This is a genomic window from Paenibacillus sp. GYB006 (genome assembly GCF_036577645.1).
Lineage (GTDB): Bacteria > Bacillota > Bacilli > Paenibacillales > Paenibacillaceae > Paenibacillus.
On record NZ_JARBDA010000059.1, the window covers coordinates 1 to 516 of the forward strand.

General features: G+C 52.9%; 5 tRNA genes. All 5 read left to right on the top strand.

Features of this window, described 5'->3' with window-relative positions:
* The first annotated feature begins 46 nt into the window (after nucleotides 1-46).
* The 5 genes from PV403_RS24880 to PV403_RS24900 all read left to right on the top strand — a co-directional run bounded on the left by PV403_RS24880 (nucleotide 47) and on the right by PV403_RS24900 (nucleotide 470).
* Nucleotides 47-122, top strand: a tRNA-Val gene (locus tag PV403_RS24880).
* Between the two features lie 8 nt (nucleotides 123-130).
* Nucleotides 131-204: transfer RNA gene (locus PV403_RS24885), tRNA-Met, on the top strand.
* Nucleotides 205-215: 11 nt separating this feature from the next.
* Nucleotides 216-292: transfer RNA gene (locus PV403_RS24890), tRNA-Asp, on the top strand.
* A gap of 16 nt (nucleotides 293-308) precedes the next feature.
* Nucleotides 309-384 (top strand) — tRNA-Phe (locus PV403_RS24895).
* Between the two features lie 10 nt (nucleotides 385-394).
* Nucleotides 395-470, top strand: a tRNA-Thr gene (locus PV403_RS24900).
* Nucleotides 471-516: the final 46 nt, after the last annotated feature.

The window sequence follows — 516 nt, forward strand, 5'->3', positions numbered from 1 at the left end:
TCACGGAGGTAACAGGGGTTCGAATCCCCTACGGGTCACTTTATATGGAGATTTAGCTCAGCTGGGAGAGCATCTGCCTTACAAGCAGAGGGTCGGGGGTTCGATCCCCTCAATCTCCACCATATAATATCGCGGGGTGGAGCAGCTCGGTAGCTCGTCGGGCTCATAACCCGAAGGTCGCAGGTTCAAATCCTGCCCCCGCAATTGAATTACTTGGAACTGTGGTGTAGAGGCCTAACATGCCTGCCTGTCACGCAGGAGATCGCGGGTTCGAATCCCGTCAGTTCCGCCATTTTTATTATGAATAAGGCTCGGTAGCTCAGTCGGTAGAGCAGAGGACTGAAAATCCTCGTGTCGGCGGTTCGATTCCGTCCCGAGCCACCATTCAAAATTAGCCGGTGTAGCTCAACTGGTAGAGCAACTGACTTGTAATCAGTAGGTTGGGGGTTCAAGTCCTCTCGCCGGCACCAGTTTCATATGGAGGATTAGCGAAGTGGCCAAACGCATCAGACTGTA